Annotated in this window: 13 protein-coding genes; 5 read left to right on the top strand and 8 right to left on the bottom strand. The window is 29.3% G+C overall.

The genetic code is table 11. The annotated features are described in order from the left end of the window. Positions 1-23: 23 nt before the first annotated feature. Positions 24-4,424 carry a translocation/assembly module TamB gene (locus BTO04_RS06315; RefSeq protein ID WP_232455963.1) on the bottom strand — a complete coding sequence of 1,467 codons (4,401 nt, stop codon included), beginning with the start codon at positions 4,422-4,424 and terminating at the stop codon, positions 24-26. Between the two features lie 210 nt (positions 4,425-4,634). Between BTO04_RS06315 and tsaD the strand changes: the two genes are divergently transcribed. The 4 genes from tsaD (at position 4,635) to BTO04_RS06335 (ending at position 11,361) form a co-directional block, all read left to right on the top strand. Beyond that, positions 4,635-5,660: a tRNA (adenosine(37)-N6)-threonylcarbamoyltransferase complex transferase subunit TsaD gene (gene tsaD, locus BTO04_RS06320; RefSeq protein ID WP_087563696.1), complete on the top strand. Its 1,026-nt coding sequence runs from the start codon at positions 4,635-4,637 to the stop codon at positions 5,658-5,660. Positions 5,661-5,664: 4 nt separating this feature from the next. Continuing rightward, positions 5,665-7,521 (top strand): LTA synthase family protein, encoded by a 1,857-nt coding sequence (locus BTO04_RS06325; RefSeq protein WP_087563697.1) that lies wholly within the window; start codon positions 5,665-5,667, stop codon positions 7,519-7,521. A 122-nt stretch (positions 7,522-7,643) separates the two neighbouring features. Next, the gene (gene ccsA, locus BTO04_RS06330) at positions 7,644-10,778 is read left to right on the top strand and encodes a cytochrome c biogenesis protein CcsA (RefSeq protein WP_087563698.1); all 3,135 of its coding nucleotides are present in this window, start codon (positions 7,644-7,646) and stop codon (positions 10,776-10,778) included. Positions 10,779-10,845: 67 nt separating this feature from the next. Continuing rightward, the gene (locus BTO04_RS06335) at positions 10,846-11,361 is read left to right on the top strand and encodes a hypothetical protein (RefSeq protein WP_087563699.1); all 516 of its coding nucleotides are present in this window, start codon (positions 10,846-10,848) and stop codon (positions 11,359-11,361) included. Between the two features lie 114 nt (positions 11,362-11,475). On the opposite strand, the gene BTO04_RS06340 is transcribed toward BTO04_RS06335, so the two are convergent. The 7 genes from BTO04_RS06340 to porU form a co-directional block, all read right to left on the bottom strand. Beyond that, positions 11,476-13,068: a LysM peptidoglycan-binding domain-containing protein gene (locus BTO04_RS06340; RefSeq protein ID WP_232455964.1), complete on the bottom strand. Its 1,593-nt coding sequence runs from the start codon at positions 13,066-13,068 to the stop codon at positions 11,476-11,478. A 5-nt stretch (positions 13,069-13,073) separates the two neighbouring features. After that, positions 13,074-14,609: a glutamine-hydrolyzing GMP synthase gene (gene guaA, locus BTO04_RS06345; protein ID WP_087563701.1), complete on the bottom strand. Its 1,536-nt coding sequence runs from the start codon at positions 14,607-14,609 to the stop codon at positions 13,074-13,076. Positions 14,610-14,708: 99 nt separating this feature from the next. Continuing rightward, complete coding sequence (locus tag BTO04_RS06350) at positions 14,709-15,773, bottom strand: 3-oxoacyl-ACP synthase III family protein (RefSeq protein WP_087563702.1); 1,065 nt, start codon at positions 15,771-15,773, stop codon at positions 14,709-14,711. A gap of 147 nt (positions 15,774-15,920) precedes the next feature. After that, positions 15,921-16,298: a group III truncated hemoglobin gene (locus BTO04_RS06355; protein WP_087563703.1), complete on the bottom strand. Its 378-nt coding sequence runs from the start codon at positions 16,296-16,298 to the stop codon at positions 15,921-15,923. A 2-nt stretch (positions 16,299-16,300) separates the two neighbouring features. Beyond that, positions 16,301-16,783, bottom strand: a complete 483-nt coding sequence (gene cdd / locus BTO04_RS06360) for a cytidine deaminase (protein ID WP_087563704.1) — start codon at positions 16,781-16,783, stop codon at positions 16,301-16,303. 81 nt (positions 16,784-16,864) lie between these two features. Beyond that, the gene (gene porV / locus BTO04_RS06365; RefSeq protein WP_087563705.1) at positions 16,865-17,977 is read right to left on the bottom strand and encodes a type IX secretion system outer membrane channel protein PorV; all 1,113 of its coding nucleotides are present in this window, start codon (positions 17,975-17,977) and stop codon (positions 16,865-16,867) included. 38 nt (positions 17,978-18,015) lie between these two features. Beyond that, a complete protein-coding gene (gene porU / locus BTO04_RS06370; RefSeq protein WP_087563706.1) occupies positions 18,016-21,411 on the bottom strand; it encodes a type IX secretion system sortase PorU in 3,396 nt (1,131 codons plus the stop codon). Between the two features lie 201 nt (positions 21,412-21,612). On the opposite strand from porU, the gene gldJ reads away from it, so the two are divergent. Then, the gene (gene gldJ / locus BTO04_RS06375) at positions 21,613-23,277 is read left to right on the top strand and encodes a gliding motility lipoprotein GldJ (protein WP_087563707.1); all 1,665 of its coding nucleotides are present in this window, start codon (positions 21,613-21,615) and stop codon (positions 23,275-23,277) included. Positions 23,278-23,329 lie beyond the last annotated feature (52 nt).

Genomic DNA, 23,329 nt, shown 5'->3' on the forward strand with positions numbered 1-23,329 from the left:
GTTTAATTAAAAAAGAAAGCTATTTAATTTCCTTCAAAATTATCTAAATCGTTTTTTACCTTTTTTAAGGTATCTTTTTTAAAAGTGGGTCTCGCTATTTTGTGAAGACCAATTTTCTTTAATAAACCCAATAAAGTATTAAAGTTAACTTGGTAAGAAAGCCCAACTCCTTGAGTATAGCCTTCTTCTTCTGTTGAATATTGAATTTCATTTTGGCGATTAAAAATTACTCCTCTAAAGTTTCCTTCTTTATTTAGCAATACCTCAACTTTTACTTCTCCAACAACACTAGATTGTGTTTTTGTACCAACAGGAACTCCAACTTTTCCATTAATGATTACTCGATCACTTACCTGTGTACTTACAGAAACATCTACCTGATTATCTGTATTTAACCTATCTATGTCATTATTACTTTGACCTTGTTGATAATCTACTCCTAATTTAAATTTACTATCAGGACTATTTAATAAACTTGAAAAAGCGGATGCAACAGCACTTGAAGCTGTTCCGGTAAGTGTTGCATTTGCATCAAAATTTACTTTGTCTAAGTTCGCAAAATTACCAAAAGCTAATAATGATATAAATTGCGTTGTTTTCTCATTAACATTATTATCATTTAAAATAAATTCCAATTCACTTGCAATTGAGGGGTCTACATTTGGTAACTGAATATCTAAGTCTTGTTTAGAACTAAACAATCCACCAGTAATTCTTGTTACTAAATCTATTTCTATATTTCTATTTGAGTTGAAATTTTCTAATAAAACTCCGGGATTTGCTTTCGTTTTATAAATTGCTGTAACATCTAAATTTGCTTCATAAGGATTTCCGTTCCAAGAAACTGCTCCTCCTTTTTGAATAACAAATGGTCTACTAACTATACCTCCATATTTAAAATCATAAACTCCTTTATCTAAAGTATAATCTCCAAACATATTAAATTTACCTCGTGTATTTATTTCAATTCGAAGGTTTCCTGTTCCATTCCCACTTAACTGACTTCCAGAAACCTCATCTATAACAACTTGTGCAGTTGCATCTTTTGTAACATCTAAATTTATATTTAAAGACAACCCTTTTAAAGCTTCTATTGCAATCTCCTTTTGCGCTCTGTTAACAAGAGTTTCCTTTGATTTAAAATGGATTAAACCGTAATTATCTACAGTTTCTACATCTTTTAAAGGAACTACAAAAACAGTACCTGGTTGCGTTTTAGCATTTATTTCTATTGTTAATCGATCTGTTAATCCTGATATGCTTGCTGTACCATCTATAAAAGCAGCTCCATAATACATTGCTTCTTCAGTATTTTTTGTATTTAAGACTAACAAGTTATCGCTCTCAATTTCTATACCTAAAAACCATTGATTAAAGTTTAAATGAGAAATATTCCCACTTAACTTACCGCTAGTTTTATGCTTTGTATCTAAGAGCTTAAAGTCTTCCAAAATAAAAGATTGCTCTTGTAACAAAATAATAGATTCTCCTTCAAAATCATAATTTACATTTAAATAAGGGAACTTTAAACCCGCATTTCTTAGCCTTAAGATTCCTTCCATTTCTGGGTTACTTAAAAACCCACGTAAAGTAAAATCTCCAGAAGCGGTTCCTCTTATAGATGATAAAACATCTTTACCTAAAGGACTAAATGCATTTAAACCAAACTCCTCCAAATAAACATCTAAATCTATTAAAGGCCTTTTTGCAGAAAAATCTAAAGACCCCGTAGCTGCAATACTTTTTACTTTTTCATTATTAATTGATAAATCTACTAAGTATTTTTCATAAGAATTATCTCCTTTAATATTTATAAACAAATCACCTTGTTTAAAGTTATTTATTTCAAAATCTTTTACAACCATTAAGCCTTCAGGGCTATAAACTCCTTCTTTTTGGACAAAGTCTAGATTTCCAGACAGCCTTCCTTTTAAAGCTAAACTATCTATTTTGGGTAAGAAACTACCTAATTTAACTTTGGTGAAATCTGCCAATAAAATTTTTTCTGTTTCACCTTTTAAACTTCCATTAAATTCTATTTCTTGTTCTCCAGAAATTAATTTAAACTGACTAAATTTGAAATCGTTTGTTTTTAAATTAAATGTGATTTTATCACTATTTAAATTTTCTGGATTAATTTTCCAAATATTTTCTTTAAGTTTAAATGATGATTTTTCAAAACCAACAACCGATTTTCCTTCTGGATTAAATGTGTAGAAAAAATCTAAATTAAAGTCTTCATTATTATCCTTACCCCCTTTAAAAATTGACTTAAAATACAATGTATCATTCTGAGTCCTATTTAATAGATTCAATTTAGTTACGTTATAATATTTTGTATTTACTTCTGAGGCTGTTAAATGTGAATTATAAAGCGGATTTTGATTATCCGTTCTTAATAAAATATCTTTTATCTCATTACCATAAATAGCTATTCTTGGTGATGAAAAAGTAAGTTTCAGTTGGTTTTTATTAGATTTTATTTTCCCCTTAATTAAAGTATTATCATCTATAGAAATATCAGGAAAAAAAACCGTTATAATTTGATTGTAAATAGTGAAATTAAAATCTAAAAATTGATTATTCTCAACCTTATAAGGTGTATAGTTTGCATATATGCTTCCTAGTGCATTTTGCGCAACTGGCAACAATTCTAAAAACGAAAACTTACCAGTAAGATACCCTTTTGCAATATCTTCTGAAACAACCTCTATTGTTTTAATACTATCTTTTAATGAAGAGTATACATTAAATTCTTTAAAAATAAATTCTTCTTTTTGGTTGGTATATAAAACATTGTTAAAAGTTGCTTTTCCTGTAATATCATCAAATGTATTTCCTTCTACATCTAAATCTATAGCCCCTTTTAAGACAGCAATACTATCTCTTGTAAAAAGGTTCGTTTCTTTTAAGTTTAAATACTCAATATCAGATTTAAAATCAAACTTATGAACCTCTGAAGACAAATCAGCCAAACCATTAAAGTTCATTTTAAAATTTTGATCATCAATAACGATATCTCCATCAAATTTATTGTTTTGATACTGCCCATTTGCCACAATCTTTTTATAAGAATAACCTTTAAAATTAAGCTCAGAAATAGCACCGATAAAAGAGGTATTTATATTAGCTAATCTAAAGCCGCTTCCATTAACTTTACCATCTAAAGATGTTTTACCAAATATTGGGTTGTTAAAAAACACACCAACATCAAAATTTTTTAAAGCAATTTCTCCACTATATTTAGCAAAATCAATATCATCTATATTTGTTATCTGAAGATCTGAAACTGCAGAACCTATTTCAGATCGCACATTTATATTTGCCAACATTTGATTTGGAGTAACCTTTATTTTACCCGCTAATACAAACTTCCCTAATTTGTCAAACTCTGCTGGAAGGGTTTTCCCTAACACATTTGGAAGTATGTCTTTTAATTCTCTATAGGTTGCTGTTAAATTTTTTAAATCGCTTTCAAAAACAAAACCCTTTTCAGGATTAATAGCATTTACAAATGATAAGTTTCCAATAATTCTTATCCCTTTACCAGATGATAAATTAAGATTTTTTAAGTCGAAATTATTTAGTTTTCCGTTTAGATTTCCAGAAAGTTTTATAAAATCATTACCACTTAATTCATTATAATATTTCTTTAAATCTAAAACAGCAATTTTACTTTTATCAAAAGTGGCTTTAATATTTACCTTGTTGTTAAAGTCTACTAAATCTTCTCTTTTGTACGTAAAATCAATATTAGCATAGATGTCTGATTTTTTTGTTTGCAACCTAGTCTTCTTAAAATGCATTGCAGTTTTAGAATAGGTAAAATCTGTAGTTAAATTTGTTACTTCTAAATTATGATTATCAGTAAAATATAGTCCTCTAATATTTGAAGAAAAATCTGGTCCAACAATTGATAAATCTTGTAAATTACCTCCTGTATGTAATGCAGAAAATAATATTGAATCTTTCTTATTTACATTAATTAATTTAAAATCTAAATCACTAACATATACATTAGAAGCTCTTAAAACAAAAGGAGTTGCAAGTGAGTCTTTAGGTTTTCGTTTTTGAAACTGATCAATAAAAATAGCCATATTATCCTGACTTTCACCTTTATATGTTTTCATATAAAAATAAGCACCTTCTAAAGAAATATTTTTTAGTAACACCTTGCTATCTAGAATTTTTTTAACACTTAATAACGATGTAGTCAGATTATTAGCGAAAATTAGAGTATCCTTATGATGGTCTCTAATTTCAACACCTTTTAATTGTACGCTTCCTAAAAATGATAAATCTATTTTTTTTATTGTTAGATTAACATCAAAATCTTCATTAATTTTATTGGTTGCAAATGCACCAATTTTAGTTTGTACAGCTGGTATAGAAAGTAGAATACTAATCAACAACAAAAAGAGCACAATGTACCCTATACTTTTTAGTGTTTTTTTTCCAGATTTTTTGATAACAATTTATTTTTAAAGAGAGTACAATGTGCTACGATTTTTATTCAAAAATAATGCCAATTCATACAAAGAACGTGCAAATTTAACAAACAATTAAATTTCTATTCCTAAAAAAGTATCGCTAAGATAAAATTATACTTAATTTTGCATTAAATGAACTTTTTAATGGAAAAACCAGTTTACATATTAGCGATAGAATCTTCTTGCGATGACACAAGTGCATCTGTAATTTGTGATGCAAAAGTATTAAGTAATGTGGTTGCAAACCAAGATGTACACTCAAAATATGGAGGTGTCGTTCCAGAACTAGCTTCAAGAGCTCATCAACAAAACATTGTACCTGTTGTACAACAAGCTATAGAACAGGCTAATATTAAAAAAGAAGATTTATCTGCAATTGCTTTTACTAGAGGACCAGGATTAATGGGCTCTTTATTGGTAGGAACCTCTTTTGCAAAATCGTTGGCTTTAGGCTTACAAGTTCCGTTGATTGATGTTAACCATATGCAAGCTCATATATTAGCACATTTTATAGATGAAGAAGGAACTAAAAAACCTCCTTTTCCTTTTATTTGTTTAACAATTAGTGGAGGTCATACACAAATAGTAAAAATTTCCAATCATTTTGAAATGGAAATTTTAGGTGAAACTATAGATGATGCTGTTGGTGAAGCTTTTGATAAGTCGGCAAAAATTTTAGGCTTACCTTATCCCGGAGGTCCTTTAATTGATAAAAACGCAAAACTAGGAAACCCAAAAGCATATTCTTTTACAAAACCAAAAGTAGGTGATTTAGACTTTAGTTTTAGCGGTTTAAAAACCGGAATTTTATATTTTATTCAGAAACAACAAAGAATAAACCCTAACTTTATAGAAGAAAATCTAAACGATATTTGTGCGTCTATTCAATATACAATTGTAGAAATTTTAATGGATAAATTAAAAAATGCTGTTAAACAAACGGGTATAAAACATATTGCAATTGCTGGTGGAGTTTCTGCAAATTCAGAAATTAGAAATCGTTTACTATTAGCAGAAAAACATTTTGGGTGGACAACTTATATTCCAAAATTTGAATACACAACAGACAATGCAGCTATGATTGCCATTACGGGGTATTTGAAATATCTAAATAATGAGTATTCAGATATTTCTGTAACAGCAAAAGCACGATTAAAAGTTACAGAATAAACGTATGAAAAATTTTAAAAACCGACTTTTATTTAATCTTAACTATTTCCTTTTATGGATTGGTTATTTTGTTTTTGCGCGTCTCTTTTTTTTACTTTTTTATTTTGATAAAACTCAAGAGTTAAGCATTACAACTATTCTAAAAACTTTTTTATACGGTTTCCGTTTAGATAGTTCTTTTGCTGCTTATTTATGTTTTATTCCGTTTTTATTAATGATTTTTACTGTGTTTTTTTTATCAAAAAATATTGGTAAAATTATAAAATGGTACACTTTTCTAATTATTATATTTATTAATATATTATTAATTATTGACGCTGGCTTATATCAATCTTGGGGAATTCGTTTAGATGCAACCTTACTTACTTATCTTAATACTCCTGAAATTATGGTAGCTTCTACCACTACTTTTCAAATGATTTCTGGTGGTATTTTTTTATTGATAAGTTCTTCTATTTTTATTAAATTGTTTAACAGCACCATTAACAAGAAAATAGAAAAAGTAACAATAGGGAGTTGGTTACAAGCACCTTTATTTTTAGTAATTGCGGCTACTTTAATTATTCCTGTTCGAGGTGGTTTTCAGACCATTCCTGTAAACCAGAGTAATGTTTATTTTTCTGATAAAATGTTTGCAAATCATGCTTCGATCAATTTTATATGGAACTTTTCTAATGCTTTAACTCACAGAAGAGATGGTAAAAATCCTTATAAAAATTTTGAGACAAAAGTTGCTAAAAAAATTATAAACAAAACTAGAAGTGAACTTTTAATTTCATCAACAGATCCTATTTTAAATACTGATAAACCAAATGTAATTTTAATCATATGGGAAAGTTTAACAGCTAAAGTTGTTGGCGCTTTGGGTGGAGAACCTAATGTAACAGAAAATTTAAATAGACTTTCTAAAGAAGGAATTCTGTTTACCAATTTTTATGCAAACGGAGATAGAACAGATAAAGGAATTCCTGCTATTTTAAGTGGCTATTATCCACAGCCAAATACAAGCGTTATGAAAATGCCTAACAAAACCAGAAGTTTACCAATGTTACCTAAAAAAATGATTGATTTAGGCTACAAAACTTCTTTTTATTATGGTGGTGATTTAAATTTTGGTAATATGAATACCTATTTAAGAAATGCTGGAATTACAGATATTATAGACGGAAGTGAATTTGAAGAAAAAGATTGGAATTCTAAATGGGGAGCGCATGACCACGTTTTCATGGAACGTTTTACCAAAGATTTATCAGAAAAGCAAAAAGAGCCTTTCTTTAAAATTGCATTAACACTTTCAAGTCATGAACCTTTTGAGTTTCCAAAAGAATATAAATTTGGTAAAGATTCTGAGATAAATAAATTTAGAAGTGCTCATGCATATACAGATAAAACGATTGGCAATTTTATAGAAAACGCAAAAAAACAACCTTGGTATAAAAATACTTTAATTGTTATTCTTTCAGATCACGGACACAGGTCTCCAAAACATGAAGGAGCCTTTAACTCTCCAAAAAAATTTAAAATACCAATGTTATGGTTAGGTGGTGCTTTACATAAAAAAGGAATTAAAATTAATACTATTGCTAGCCAAGTAGATTTCTCTTACACTTTGTTAGATTTACTAAAAGGAGATAATAAGGAGTTTATTTTTAGTAAAAACATTTTTAACACATCTAAAAATCAATACGCACATTATATTTTTAATAAAGGGTTTGGTACACTTACAGAAAACAGTCTTTTTGTTTTTGATTACATAAATAACAAACCTATTTTAAAAATAGGTAAAAATGCTACAAAATTAGATTCTTTAGGCAAAGCCATCACACAAAATGCTTTTCAAGATTTTTTGGATAGAAAATAGATAGGTGAAATTATAATCTTTATTATTTTTAACATTTTTATATAATAAAAAGAACTCACTTACTATCGTTTTTATTGGTTTTATCCGTATTTTTGCAAGACTTTAAAAAGAACCAAATTCGGATGAAAAATATTCTTAATATCCTCTATTCTACTCGTTTAACTGCATTTTTATTTATTTTATTTGCTACAGCAATGGGAGTTGCTACTTTTATTGAAAATGACTTTGGAACACAAACCTCTAAAGCGTTAGTCTATAACTCTTGGTGGTTTGAAGGAATTATGATTTTCTTCGTCATTAATTTTTTTGGAAACATATTTAGATATCGTTTATACAAAAAAGAAAAGTGGCCTGTTTTTATGTTTCATGCAGCATTTTTATTGATCCTTATTGGTGCAGGAGTTACCCGTTATATTGGTTACGAAGGAATTATGTTGATAGAAGAAGGAGAAACTACCAATACCTTTTTATCAGAAACTACGTATGTAAATCTTATTGTAGACAACAATAAAGAACAAAAAACAACTCATAATAAAATACTTTTATCTGCTTGGGGAAAAAATTCTTGGTCTTTTTCTGATGATTTTAGAGGCACAAATTATAGTGCGAATCTTGTTGATTATGTTCCTTGGGCTGAAAAAAAATTAGTTGAAGATGAAAATGGTGTTGAACATTTATTTTTTGTTGAATCTTCAGAAGGATCGCGTCATGAGCATTGGATTAAAAAAGGAACTTTACAAAATATACATGGAATTTTAGTTGGTTTTGATACTGAAGACAATACTGCTTCTATCAACTTTAAAAATGAAAATGGAAATTTAAAAATGATTTCTAAGGCTGATGGAGATTGGTTTAGAATGGCAGATCAAAAAAGAGGAAAAGTAGCAAAAGATTCTGCTCAGAATTTTCAATACTTAACCCTTCATACAATTGCTGGTTTGCAATTTGTTATTCCTAGACCTGCTGAAAAAGGAATTATGAAAACCATTAGCGGACCAAAAGATGATAAAAAACTTGATGTAATATTTTTGGATATTACAGCTAACAACGAAACGAAACGTGTAGAACTTACAGGTGGAAAATATAGCAATAGTGATAATGCAAAAGAAATTAGCATTGGTGATTTAAACTTTAGAATGTGGTATGGAGCAAAAGTTCTTGAAAGTCCATTTAGTATAAAATTAAATGATTTTCAATTAGAAAAATATCCTGGTTCTGAAAGTGCTGCTTCTTATGCGAGTGAAGTAACTGTAATTGATGGCGAAGAAAAATTTGATTTTAGAATTTTCATGAATCACATTTTAGATCATAAAGGATATAAATTCTTTCAATCTAGTTATGATTTATCAGGAGAAAGAGAAGAGACTCACTTATCTGTAAATCATGATTTTTGGGGTACTTTTATTACCTACTTAGGATACTCACTTCTTTACACCGGTTTAATTTGCATTTTATTTGCAAAAAACACCCGCTTTGATTATTTAAAAAATTCGTTAAAAAAGATTAGAAAAAAGAAAATTACAATGTCTATCGTTGCAACTATCTTTTTATCTAGTTTCAGTTTCTCTCAACATGAAACAAATCATGAACCTAACAGAATAACAAACAATCAGATAGATTCTATTTTACAGGCAAATTTAGTCGCTGTTTCTCATGCAGAAAGCTTTAACAAATTGGTAATTCAAGATGCTGGAGGTAGAATGAAACCAGCACATACTTTTGCTTCTGAATTGGTTAGAAAAGTAAGTAAGACAGAAACATTTAATGGTATGCAACCTAGTCAGGTTTTATTATCTATTATAGAAAACCCAAGATTATGGTTTGAAGTTCCTGTTATTTATTTAGAAAGAGGAAATACTAAAATTCGTGAAATTTTAAGTTTACCAGCAGTTGCAAAATATGCAAGATTATCAGATTTTATAACACCAATGGGTGTTTATAGAATAAAAGAGCTCGTTGCAGAAGCACAAAAGAAAAATGTTCAAAATAAATTTGAAAAAGACTTAATTAAAATTGACAGACGTGTAGGTTTATTATATAGTGCAATTGGTGGTGGTATTTTAAGAATTTACCCAATTCCTAATGATGAAAACAATAAATGGGTTTCACAACCAGAAACCTCTACCGCTGGTTTTAAAGCAACAGATTCAGTTTTTGTACGCCAATCTATGCCTGTTTATATTCAGCTTTTACAAGAAGCAAAAAAAACAAAAGATTACACAAAAGCAAATCAGATTTTAAACGGAATTAAAAAGTTTCAGAAAAAATACGGCGCTTCAGTTCATCCTTCAGAAAAGAAAATTGATTTAGAGATTTCTTATAATAAAATTCAACCTTTTGTTAAACTTTCTAAATATTATGGTTTTGCAAGTTTGCTGTTAATTGTATTTGTAATCGTTCAAATTTTTAACAATAAAAAATGGATAAATTTAGTTGTAAAAGGATTAATTGCTTTTGTAATTGTCTTATTCATTTTTCATACAATGGGATTAGGTTCTCGTTGGTTTATTAGTGGTAATGCACCTTGGAGCAACGCTTATGAATCTATCATTTATGTTGCTTGGGCAACAATGTTATTTGGTTTATTCTTTGGAAGAAAATCTTCATTAACAATAACCGCAACTACTTTTTTAACTGCAATTATTTTAGCATTTGCACACCAAAATTGGTTAGACCCAGAGATTGCAAACTTACAACCTGTTTTAAATTCTTGGTGGCTATTAGTACACGTTTCTATTATTGTTGCAAGTTACGGACCTTTTTCATTGGCAATGATTCTTGGAATTTTCGCTTTATTCCTAATGATTTTTACGAATGAAAAGAATAAAGAAAAAATTGAATTAAACATTAAAGAAATTACCGTTATAAACGAAATGGCAGTTACTGTTGGTTTAATTATGCTAACAATTGGTAATTTTCTTGGCGGAATGTGGGCAAATGAAAGTTGGGGTCGTTATTGGGGTTGGGATCCAAAAGAAACTTGGGCATTAATTTCTATTATGATTTACGCCTTTGTTTTACACATGCGTTTAATACCAGGTTTACGTGGTCGATTTACATTTAATTTGTGGTCTATTATTGCCTATTTCTCTATAATGATGACCTATTTTGGAGTTAATTTCTACTTATCTGGCTTGCATTCTTACGCAAGTGGAGATAGAGTAATTACACCAACTGCTGTGTTCTATTCACTAGGGTTTGTTACTATTCTGGGAACTTTAGCTTGGTTAAAATATAGAAAATATTATAAAAAGTAAACGGATTAGTTTCACAAGAAAATGTATTTTTGCATCTCATTAAAATTAAAAATAACGAATAAACAATATGTTTCATAAAAATATAAAATTAATTTTAGCAGGTTTAATCACCGTTTGGGCTATTTATCAATTTAGTCAAGTAAATATTATGAACGGAATTTCTATCTTATTATTAGCTGGAATTTTTGTTTTACTCTATTTTAAAAATGAATTTATCTTATTAGCTTTTTTACAATTACGTAAGCAAAATTTTGAAGGAACAAAGAAATGGTTAGATTATATAAAGAATCCTGAAACTGCTTTAATTACAAAACAACAAGGTTATTATAATTATTTACAAGGTATTATGTTAAGTCAAACAAACATAACACAAGCGGAAAAATTCTTAAGAAAAGCTGTAAAATTAGGTTTGTCTATGAATCATGATTTAGCAATGGCTAAATTACAATTAGCAGGAATTGCAATGACTAAAAGACGTAAACGTGAAGCAACTAATCTAATGGCGGAAGCTAAGAAATTAGACAAACAAGGCATGTTAAAAGAGCAAATAAAGATGATGAAAGATCAAATGAAAAAGATCTAATTCATGTAGTATTCAATATAAAAAAATCCGCTTTCTAGCGGATTTTTTAGTTTTATATCTGCTTACTTAAGTAGCTTACTAATTGAAATTCTTTTTTTATAAGAGTTAACAACCTTATTTTAATCTAGAAAGGCTTAAATCATCATTGTATTGTAGAATGAATAAACCCTTATTCTCTGTTGTTTTAAAAAGTTTGTTATTATAATCAAACTTACTTTCAACTCTAAAAGAAGCTCCATCTTTAAAAGTAGCTTTTAAATCTTTACCTGAAGCTAAACGCATTAAAATATCATACGTAATATCAAAACCTTTAGTCGCATAAAAAGAAGGCAACGCGTTGTTTTTAGCATAATATTGCTTGTTAAATAACTTTGTTGAAAAGGATGCTTCATCAACATACTCATCACTTACATATGTAAAACCAATTTTAGCTAGTTTTAAGTTATCTATTTTATCAAAAACTTTCCCTTTATCAAAAGCAAGCACCTTAACACTTGTAGAATCTGGCAAGCTTATTAAACTATTAATAGCATCTGCAACAATAACATTATCGTTAGTTGTCATAACAACCCAGTTTTTCATATTTGGTTTTAAGATATCTAAAAAAAGCTCTTTTGCAATATATCCATCTTTAGGTTTTAAAACATGTACTTCAGAAATTGAATCATGTATTTCTAAGGAGTTTTTAACAAGAGTACTTATTCTATTAGAGCTTGTTTCTCCATCTCCAACTACGATTAGATTTCCACTATTAAAGTTATCTTTTATATACGTTACTAATTCTTCTCTAAATACTTTCTTCTCTGGTGATGTTTTAATTAATTTCGACGATGAAAATTTAGATTGATTTTTAGAATGTACAGGAAAAACAACTGGAATATTCACTTCATTCGCAACTATTTCTGCCTCTTCAGAATATAAAGGACCTATAATAACATCATTCTCATTTAAATCATTCTCAGATAAAATAGTTCTAATTTCTGAGCCATTCTTCTGTGTATCAAAAACATTTAACTCAATATTTATTCCTTGATGTCTTAATGAGTCTATAGCAATTTCTGAACCTAGATAAAAATCTGTTACAATATTTGCTAATTTGCTTTTAATAAAAATATCTTTAGAAGAAATTGTATCGTTTTCATTTGTTTTAAAAGGCAATAATAATGCAACTTTTAAAGAAACATCACTTTCTATAACATCTTCATAAATATGATTTTCTGACTCCTTCCCTTCTACAATTGGTTTTATTTTTATGATTTGACCAACTTTTAACCCTTCAAATAATTCTGGATTTAAATAAATTAGTTCTTCTTGAGTAACATTGTAAAAACGGGTTAGACTATAAAAAGCATCTCCTTTTTTAACCTCATAGACAACAAAATTCTTTTTTAGTTCTTCTAAAGCTGCATTTTTTATCTCATCTTCATTTGTAACATTTACAACCTCATCAGCAATAGTTTCTCCAACCTTTTCTTTTACATTTACCCTCTTTTTATAAGGAATGATAATCACAGTATTTGCATCTGGTTTTCTTGTTATATCAGGATTTAAACGTAATAAATCTCTAGTTTTCATATCCAAATTATTGGCTATTGTACGCATAGATTCCCCTTCCTTTACTTTATACTCAACGTATTTTTTTTGTTGACCACAAGAAACGGTAAACGTTAAAATACACAGAAAAACAAAAAATTTTAAATGCTTCATATGTTCTACTCCCATTCTATTGTTGCAGGTGGTTTAGAGCTAATATCATAAACAACTCTATTTACACCTTTTACTTGATTTATAATTTTATTAGATATTTTCTGCAAAAATTCATAAGGTAAATTTACCCAATCTGCAGTCATTCCATCTGTACTCTCTACAGCCCTTAAAGCTACCACTTTTTCATATGTTCTTTCATCTCCCATTACTCCAACAGAATTTACTGGAAGTAACATTGCACCTGCTTGCCAAACTTTATCATACAAGCCATCTTCTTTTAAACCGTTTATAAAGATCGCATCTACTTCTTGTAAAACGCGCACTTTCTCTGCTGTAATATCTCCTAAAATACGTATTCCTAAACCTGGACCAGGGAAAGGATGACGCCCTAATAACTCAGGATCAATTCCCATAGAAGCTCCTACTCTTCTTACTTCATCTTTAAAAATCATTTTTAAAGGTTCAACAATTTTTAACTTCATAAAATCTGGTAACCCCCCCACATTATGATGACTTTTAATAGTTGCCGATGGACCTCCATTTACAGAAACAGACTCAATTACATCAGGATAAATTGTTCCTTGTGCTAACCAAGTTACATCTGTTATTTTATGTGCTTCATCATCAAAAACTTCAATAAAAGAGTTCCCAATTGCTTTTCTTTTCTTCTCAGGATCTGTTAATCCCTCTAAGGCATTCAAAAAACGTGCCGATGCATCTACACCTTTAACGTTTAATCCCATGCCTTCGTATCTTGCCAATACAGTTTCGAACTCATTTTTACGTAAAAGCCCATTATTAACAAAAATACAATATAGATTTTCACCAATTGCTTTATTTAATAAAACTGCTGCTACTGAAGAATCTACACCTCCAGAAAGACCTAAAACAACTTTATCTTTACCCACTTTTTCTCTAATTGCTGCTACTGTACTTTCTACAAAAGAATCTGGAGTCCAAGTTTGTGCTACTCCTGCAATTTTAACTAAAAAGTTTTCTAATAATTGTTTTCCATCTTTTGTGTGATATACTTCTGGATGAAATTGAATTGCATAGGTTTCTTCACCTTCAATTTTATAAGCAGCATTTTTAACATCTGTTGTGCTGGCTAATAATTTTCCATTGGTTGGTAATTCTTTAATAGTATCTGAATGACTCATCCAAACTTGACTTCCTTCAGAAATATTTTCAAAGAATGTTTCATCACTTTTTACAAATGATAAATTTGCTCTACCATATTCTCTTGTATCAGAAGGTGCTACTTGCCCGCCAGAAAAATGTGCTAAATATTGAGCGCCATAACAAACCGCTAAAACAGGTTTTTTACCTCTGATTTCTAATAAATTTGGATGTAAAACATTTTCTCCTCTTACAGAGTTTGGACTACCTGATAAGATAACCGCTTTAAATTCTGCTTGATTTTTTGGTGGATGGTTATAAGGGTGAATTTCACAGTAAATGTTTAACTCTCTTACTCTTCTCGCGATTAGTTGTGTGTATTGCGATCCGAAATCTAAAATAAGTACGTTGTGTTGTTGCATGCGCAAAAATACTATTTCAGATTAAGTTTTAATACTGAAAATCATATTTTTTATCACGAATTAATATTCGTTAATAATTAACCCTAAAATATTGAAGATTTAGTACTTATAAACAACCGCATTCACATTCATTCCTGCTCCTACAGAGGCAAGAATAATTACATCGCCTTTATTAAGTTGTTGATTTTCTATCTTTCCTTTTAAAACGAGGTCTAATAATGTAGGTACTGTTGCAACAGAGCTATTTCCTAATTTATGAATACTCATAGGCATAACCCCTTCTGGCACTGGTTTTTTATACAATCTATAGAAACGTTTTATAATCGCTTCATCCATTTTTTCATTTGCTTGATGGAGAAATATTTTCTTAACATCCTCTATTTCTACGCCACTTTTATCTAAAGCCGTTTTCATACCTGAAGGAACAGCAGTTAAAGCAAACTCGTAGATTTTTCTACCTAGCATTTTTATATAACGCGTATCTTTGTCTGCTTCTGAGTTAAACGATTTTCCGTAATATAAATAATAAGCTTCCTCATTTGCAAAAGTTTGGGTTGCATGGCCCAAAATTTTTGAAGAATCATCTTCTGTCGCTTCAATAATACAAGCTCCTGCACCATCACTAAAAATCATAGCATCTCTATCATACTTATCTACAACTCTAGAGAGTGTTTCTGCACCAATTACTAAACATTTTGCTGCAATTCCTGCTTTTATAAATGCTTGTGCCTGTATAACGCCTTCAATCCAACCTGGACAGCCAAAAAGAAGGTCATAAGCAACACAATTAGGGTTTTTAATACCTAACTTATGTTTAACTCTTGTTGCTAAACTAGGTAAAAGATCACTTTGAATTTTCCCTTCTTTTACGTCTCCAAAATTATGAGCTAAAATGATATAACTCAATTCTTCTGGATTTACATTTGCATCTTCAATTGCTTTTTGAGCTGCAAAATAGGCCAAATCAGAAGAGGTATATGCTGGTTTTGCATACCGTCTTTCTTCAATCCCTGTAATTGCTTTAAACTTTTGAATAATAACATCATTTTCTGATGAAAAATCAGTTCCATCTTCATTTAAAAACTTTTCATTTAAAAAATCTTTATTTTCTTTTTTTATTGATGGAATAAAAGCCCCTGTGCCTGTGATCTTAGAAGAAATCATCATTTGTAAATTTTAAAAAAACATCCGTTTACTAATCGTTTTTAAATTTACAATAAATAATAATTTATAGTTCTACGAATTTGATAATAAAACGAAATTCAACAACAATAAGAAAACAAAAAAAAAGAGGTATTAAGAATCTATTTTTTAGTACAACTCCATCTTAAGCTGCATAACAGTGGCTATTGAGGTTGCTCTATTCTTCATGTTTTGAGCTAAGACTCCATCAAAATAAGTATCAATTGTATGAAAAAAATACGATGTCCAAATGGTAAAATGTTCTTTTTTAAATGCTACAAAAACATTTTTATCCACATGTTTTTTCATCACATTATTAGAATAGGTATTTGTGTCAAAAAGAATGTCATTCCAAAAATCTGAAATGACATCTAAATGGTGTTCTAAAGTATTACTTACAACAATATCCTCGAAAAAAGGAAGCATTTTTTCATCAATTAATAATTGAGCATAAAATTTTGTAATGATAAGCTTGATGTCTTTACGAGAAGAAATATCTGGTTTCATTTTTACAAATAAGAACTATCAAAAGAAAAAGGCAGTAAAGAAAGTAGCGAATTAGTTTTTACAACTTCTCCAACTTCTCCCATAAAAAACACTTCCATTGGTTCTTTTTGATTAATTTCATATTCAGACAATGTTTGTCTACAGGCTCCACAAGGACCAATAGGTTTATCAACCTTAGAAATAGATGAACTTGCAGAAATTGCTAATTTTTTAATTTTTACTCCCGGAAAATCGGAACCCGCTTTCCAAATAGCAACTCTTTCTGCACACATACCAGAAGGATATGCTGCACTTTCTTGGTTATTTCCTAATATAATTTTATCATTTTCTAACAACAAAGCAGCTCCTACACTAAACTTAGAGTATGGCGCGTATGCTTTTTTTCTTGCTTCAATGGCTTTATCCATCAACAACTTATCATCTACAGATAATTCTGAAATATTATTAAAAATTGTTACTGATGTTGTTACTTCAATTTTTCTCATAAAAACTATTTTAGTCAAAAAAAAAGCAGCCTATTTGACTGCTTTAAATAGTATGATAAACTTACTAAAAATTAATGACTTTTAATAATCGTCAAAAACTTCCCCTAAATCAAATGATAAAGAAAAACGTAATGAATTTTCTAATGGATTATTTACATCTGATGAATTAATTAAATAGGATAAGTCTATATTTAATGCATTGGTTTTAAAACCACCACCTAACGTAAAGTATTGTCTATTTCCTTTGTCTTGGCTTTCATGAAAATAACCTGTTCTTAAAGCAAAAGCATTATTGTATAAATACTCTGCACCAAATGCATATGTAAATTCTTTTATTTCTTCGCTAAAACCTCCTGGGGCATCTCCAAAAGAACTAAAAATTCCTTCTACCCAACCTTTATCTTGATCAGAACCATCTTCTTGTGGCGTTGGAACTAATAACTTTGTAAATTCTACATTGGTAGAAATAATATTATAATCATCTAAAATAAAATCAAATCCTCCCCCTAATTTTAAATTTGAAGGAATAAAATCTTCTTCACCTGGTGTGTAAGAAACTTTAGGACCAATATTGGTGAAATTAAATCCTATCCTATAACGTCCATTAAAATTACCATAGTTTTCTTCTAAAGACTGATAATAACCAGAAACATCTACTGCAAATGAATTAATTGGCTGTAAAGAATTACCTGCTGTACCATTAAATGCTAAATTAGAACGTATGTATTTTAAAGAAACACCCATAGAAAAAGTTTCACTTAATTTTAATGCGTAAGACCCCGTAAACACAAGTTCATTAGGGTTTATAGAACCATTTGCATTTCCATTACTATCTGTTAAGTCTATCTGACCTAAAGAAAAGTATTTAAATTCTGCTCCCCAAGCTGCATTTTCACTAAATCTATTCAAATAGGAGGCACTTCCTACAAAAATATCATCTGTTAAATTACGTAACCAAGGAGAATAGGTGATTCCTGTTTTTATTTGTCTATTACTAAACGTCATTTTTGCTGGGTTATGAAAAAGAGAAAAAGCATCTGCAGATGTTGCAACTCCCATGTCTCCCATTCCACCCGCTCTTGCATCTGGCACAATTAATAAAAATGGTGCTGCAGTAGTAATTGCATTTTCTTGCGCTTGTGTTTTAAACACAAATAAGGCACAAATAATTAAACATAATCCTAATTTCTTCATATTGTGATTCTATTATTAGTTACGCAAATATCTAATTTTTATTGAAGTATTACTAATTTTTCGTACTTCTCTGAAACTAGATTGCTAATTGTTGATTTTACTTTTAATTTATAGATGTAGACTCCTTTACCAATTTTATTACCAAAATCATCTAAACCATTCCATGTAATACTTCTTGCTAAGTTACCATTAGTTTGTACATTTTGGTTTATCGTTTTTACTAATTTCCCTGAAACGGTAAACACCTGAACTTGTACCTCTAATAATTCATTTGGTTTATTGTGATTAAACCAAAATTCTGTATAATTGACAAACGGATTTGGGTAATTTAAAACATTTTCTAAATTTAAAATAGTATTACTTATAACCACGAAGTTCAACGTTACTTCCGATGAATTATTGTAAGTATCCCATGCTTTTAATTTTAAAGCATGAGGGCCAACTTCTAAATCTCTTAATTTGTAGGTAACTTTTCCTTTTGAAAAATCATTTAATTCCGTTTCATAGAAATCATTTAAAATAATAGGATTTGTAGTGTCTCCGTCTAAGACTCCAATAATATCATGATCTACAGCTGTTATTGATGTATTAATTCCGCTAAAATCAGATAAAACAGCAATCAAATTTGGTGATTCATTTGTATTGCCTCCATCAATAAATGACTCATCATTCATAAATAAGTTTATTTCTGGTCCCGCTGTATCTTCTGCTGCATTTTCATTTATTCCACCTACAACAACATCGAAATTATAACCCGCTTTATCTATTTTGCCATTTTCTGCATAAAAACTTAACTTTCCTTTTCCGTAAGCAATTTTAATATCTTTAGGTACAATAAACTCGAAATTAAAAACGCCATTTTCTACTGTAGATTTCCCCCTAAAAAGCTTACTATCCTGAGTATCAAAGGTCATATTAACTCCAAACCCATCATTATCTAAGGTTGTTTTATTTATCGATTTATCAAAAACAGTAGTTGATAATGTACCATTAAAATTATCTACAATACCGTCAGAATCATCTACAATGATACCTTCAAAATTCACTTTAGACAATGCCTTAAGCGTATCTATAGATTGCGTAATGTCTATACCGTTCATTTTTGTAATACGAACATTTGGTTTAGGCACAGCTAACTTCATTGCTGGATCTCCAAAAGAATAGATAAAGAATTTTTGTGAATTTGAAAACTCATTTTTCGCTTTTGTAAGCGATTCAGAAATTGATAAATCTTCATTATTAAACTCTAATAAAATTCTAATTAAACCTTCATTAAACCTTTGCCCAACAGAGATATACACTTCTCTTGTTGTTGTAATCATACTTGCCGCTCCTCCATCAGCATTTAATAAAGTAAGCTCACCTGCTGTAACTCTGGCTGGATTATCAAATTTAGAAAAATCACAAGTAACCGTAATTAATAATGGTAATGTATTGGGGTTTGTAAACTCTTGAATTTGTGATTTCCCTAAAATTCTTTCTGAAGCAAAACCATCTTCACCTCCATGACCAAAATAATCAAAAACTAATGTGCCTTTTTCAATCGCATTTGTAATTGCTGTATTTACTGCTGAATAACGCTCTCCTCCTGAAGAATTTTCTTGCACATAAGCATCTAAATAAATTTTATTAATATTAAAAATAGGCTTGCTATCTCTTATTTCATCAGCAATAGATTCTACTCCTTGTTGTAAAACTTCTTCGCCTGAAGCATCTATATCATCTGCTAAAAGTGTAATTGTATTGCGCCAATCTCCTATTGCACTTACATTGTAATAGTTTAAAATTTTATCAACAACACTTTTAGCTTGTGCTATTGTTGAAACAGGAATTCTACTTGAAGCCACTTCTAAAGTGTGTGAAGAAAACATGTTTCCTTCATTATCATCTAGCATTACAAAAAAATCATCCGTTACATAAGAATTTGCTAAATTAAAGCTAGCAAAAGATAGTTTTACAGGAACAATATTATTATTGTTAGAAATTCTGTCTTTATAATCGTAGGAAGAATCACCAAAAAAGCAAACATATTTCAACTTTTTATCTTCAGTTGAATTTGTATCATACAAATGTTTAATAAAATCCCTAATTCCTGTTATGTCTTTTGACCCAGAAGAAAACTCATTATAAATTTGATCTAAATTCACAACTTTTGTTGTTAAGTTAGAGTTCATTTGATGATAATCTGCCAACCTTTGTGCTTGTAAAGAAAGTTCTGAATTAGTTATAACAAGATAATTTATATCTTTTAACGCATGTAAATTTTGATTTACAACCTTTGCATTCTGGATTGTTTTGGGAATATAGAAATCGGTTTGACTTAAAACTATATATTCTTTTAAAACACCTGTATTATCTTTAAAACTGAAATCTGTTCCATTATTTTCATTTATAATATTTGTAGGATTTATTGAATTTGTTACATCCCAAACTTGAAAAATATTATTTTTATTTTGTATTTTATATTCTAAAGTCCCTGTAGTATTTGCTTGATCAAAACTTCTAAATGAGAACTGATTACCATCTGCAATTAATTCTTTTTTACCTACAATTTCTATAAAATCTAAATATGCTTGAGCTGATGGATTTCCAGAGTTATCATAGGTGATTGAAACATCTATTAAATTTGAAGAGTTACTAATATTTGAAGTTTTCTCTGATGTATATGCCTTGGTTAAAGAACCACTATTTACTGCTGGATACCTAATTATATAAAGGTCTTGATTGTTAACTTTTACACTCATAGTTGAAGAAACTACAGAATTAGAAACACCTCTAACTCTAACACTTATCTCTTCATTTACTAAAGCATTTGGAAAAGTGATTTTAAAATTCTGTGTATTTTCAACATTAAAATCCTCATTAAAAAACCATTGTGTACCAACTGTTAAAAGGTTTTTTTCTTCTTTTTCATAAAAAGTAAAATCATCAAAAGTTGTTATCTCACTTGTAGCAACACTTGTTATTGGGGCTTTCTGGTTAATTCTTTGACCATCTGTATTATTAACAGTTATAAAATAATAGGCTTCATCAGAAAAAATATTTTGCCTGTGTTTTGCTGTACTATTTGTAGAATTTGTTTCCCAGTCATGAGGGCCTTTAGCATAAAAGAGAATAAAATCACTATTGTCAAAACTAGCATCTTCTTCACCTTCTATATAAATAGCATTTTCTTGTAAATCAGTATGCCTGAAATCGCTATTAAGAACTGGTAAGAGAACACCTCCATTACCATAAATGTGAATTTTTTTTGGGTTTAAATCATTTGTAGAAACACCAATTTGTTGCAGTAAGTTCTTATCAATTTTAAAAACACCCGTTGTATCTACTGAAAACTTATACCAATCTCCATTAGAAAGCACAGAATTACTTACTTGAGAGACTATTATTTGAGTCAAAAAACTAAAAAAAAATAATAAAAAAGGTCTTTTCATAATTGTATTCAAATAACGCACATATTTTAAAGATATTTTAGTTCTTATCAAGATTAATTATACTAAATTTAAAAAGCTTTCGTTTTATAAAAAATGAATGATTTTATGATGCGTTAAAATTTACTAAATACTTGCATAAAAGTATAATTATTGTAAATTGCATCGCTATAATAAAAACCCTAACAATTTTCAATTTAGGAAATGAGAAACATATTAAAAACATCTATAGTTGTACTAACTACATTGCTTTTAGCAAACTGTAATAGATCTACAACTGGTAAATCTACACTAACAGGTTTAAATTTTAATGACCCTAAAAACGGTAATTATATTAGAAGTACTTCTTTTGAAGGACAAAAACCACCTTTAGGAATGGTTGCTGTAGAAGGAGGCTCTTTTACTATGGGCCAAGTTCAAGATGACGTAATGTTTGACTGGAATACAACACCTAAAAAAATGCATATTCGTTCATTTTTCATGGATGAATCTGAAGTTACAAATTCTGAATATTTTTTATATGTTCAATACATAAAAGATGTTTTTCCTCCTTCAGAAGAAAAATACAAACATGTTTACAATGCCGTTTTACCAGATACTTTAGTTTGGAGAAAAAGTTTAGGAAACACAGATATTTTATCTGATAATTATCTACGCCATCCTGCTTATGCAGATTACCCTGTAGTGGGTGTAAGTTGGTTACAAGCAAATGAATACTGTAAATGGAGAACAAATGCAGTAAACTTAAAAACATTGATTGACAAAGGTCATATAAAAAATATTTTTGAGTCAGACACAATAAGAAACTTCTTTGATACTGAAGTTTTCTTAGCCGATTCAGATAAATTATTTGAAGGTGATACAACTATTTATAAGAGAGGAATAAGAACGAGAGGAAGAGCAACAAGTGGCTCTTTTCAAGGAAGAAAGATTACAAGAGCAGATGGTGTTTTAAGTCAGAAATTTAGATTACCAACTGAAGCTGAATGGGAATTTGCTGCAAAAGCGAATATAGAAAACAGAGAATATAACAACATTAGAGGTAGAAAAAAATATGCTTGGAATGGTAAATACTCTAGAGATGAAAGCAAACGATTTAAAGGAGATCAATTAGCCAATTTTAAACAAGGAAAAGGAAATTACAGTGGCTTATCTGGCTGGAGTACTGATGGCTCAGACATCCCTATTAAAGTAAGATCTTACCCACCAAATGGATTTGGGTTATATGACATGTCTGGCAATGTTGCAGAATGGGTTGCAGATGTTTATAGACCTATTATAGATAATGAGGCTAATGATTTTAATTATTTTAGAGGTAATATTTTTACTAAAAAAATGATTAATAAAGACGGAAAAGTTGTGATAACAGGAACACCTGATGGTATTGAGGTTGAATATGATACTTTACCAAATGGAAAAATTGTACCAAAACAATTACCCGGATCTATAAAATATATTCCAATTACAAAAGATGATACTAGTTTAAGAAGAAACTTTACAGTTTATAACAATTCTAATATTGGTGATGGAGAATTAAATTCTACAAGATTCTATGAGGATGATGAAGAACAATTTAGCTCTAGACCAAGTATGTATAATTCACCTAAAAAACCTACTAGAGTATTTGATTCAATTAAAAACAGAACTATACCAACTTACGATGCTAAAAAAAGAAGAACTTTAATCAGCAATAATACAAGAGTTTATAAAGGCGGTTCTTGGTCTGACAGAGAATATTGGTTAGATCCTGCACAAAGAAGATACTTGCCAGAGTATATGGCTACAAATTATATTGGTTTTAGATGTGTTACTGATAAGGTAGGACCAATGACTTATAAAAAAAGAAAAGCTAAGAATACTAGCAGATAAAATTGATTCATAAAACTATATAGCCTCATTGTTTTTATTTACAATGAGGTTT

The organism is Polaribacter sp. SA4-10 (assembly GCF_002163835.1).
GTDB lineage: Bacteria > Bacteroidota > Bacteroidia > Flavobacteriales > Flavobacteriaceae > Polaribacter.

Excerpts from the sequence above, each read along its gene's own strand:
- tsaD (WP_087563696.1), top strand. The coding sequence starts at position 4,635 with ATGGAAAAACCAGTTTACATATTAGCGATAGAATCTTCTTGCGATGAC.
- BTO04_RS06325 (WP_087563697.1), top strand. The coding sequence starts at position 5,665 with ATGAAAAATTTTAAAAACCGACTTTTATTTAATCTTAACTATTTCCTT.
- ccsA (WP_087563698.1), top strand. The coding sequence starts at position 7,644 with ATGAAAAATATTCTTAATATCCTCTATTCTACTCGTTTAACTGCATTT.
- BTO04_RS06335 (WP_087563699.1), top strand. The coding sequence starts at position 10,846 with ATGTTTCATAAAAATATAAAATTAATTTTAGCAGGTTTAATCACCGTT.
- BTO04_RS06340 (WP_232455964.1), bottom strand. The coding sequence starts at position 13,068 with ATGAAGCATTTAAAATTTTTTGTTTTTCTGTGTATTTTAACGTTTACC.
- guaA (WP_087563701.1), bottom strand. The coding sequence starts at position 14,609 with ATGCAACAACACAACGTACTTATTTTAGATTTCGGATCGCAATACACA.
- BTO04_RS06350 (WP_087563702.1), bottom strand. The coding sequence starts at position 15,773 with ATGATTTCTTCTAAGATCACAGGCACAGGGGCTTTTATTCCATCAATA.
- BTO04_RS06355 (WP_087563703.1), bottom strand. The coding sequence starts at position 16,298 with ATGAAACCAGATATTTCTTCTCGTAAAGACATCAAGCTTATCATTACA.
- cdd (WP_087563704.1), bottom strand. The coding sequence starts at position 16,783 with ATGAGAAAAATTGAAGTAACAACATCAGTAACAATTTTTAATAATATT.
- porV (WP_087563705.1), bottom strand. The coding sequence starts at position 17,977 with ATGAAGAAATTAGGATTATGTTTAATTATTTGTGCCTTATTTGTGTTT.
- porU (WP_087563706.1), bottom strand. The coding sequence starts at position 21,411 with ATGAAAAGACCTTTTTTATTATTTTTTTTTAGTTTTTTGACTCAAATA.
- gldJ (WP_087563707.1), top strand. The coding sequence starts at position 21,613 with ATGAGAAACATATTAAAAACATCTATAGTTGTACTAACTACATTGCTT.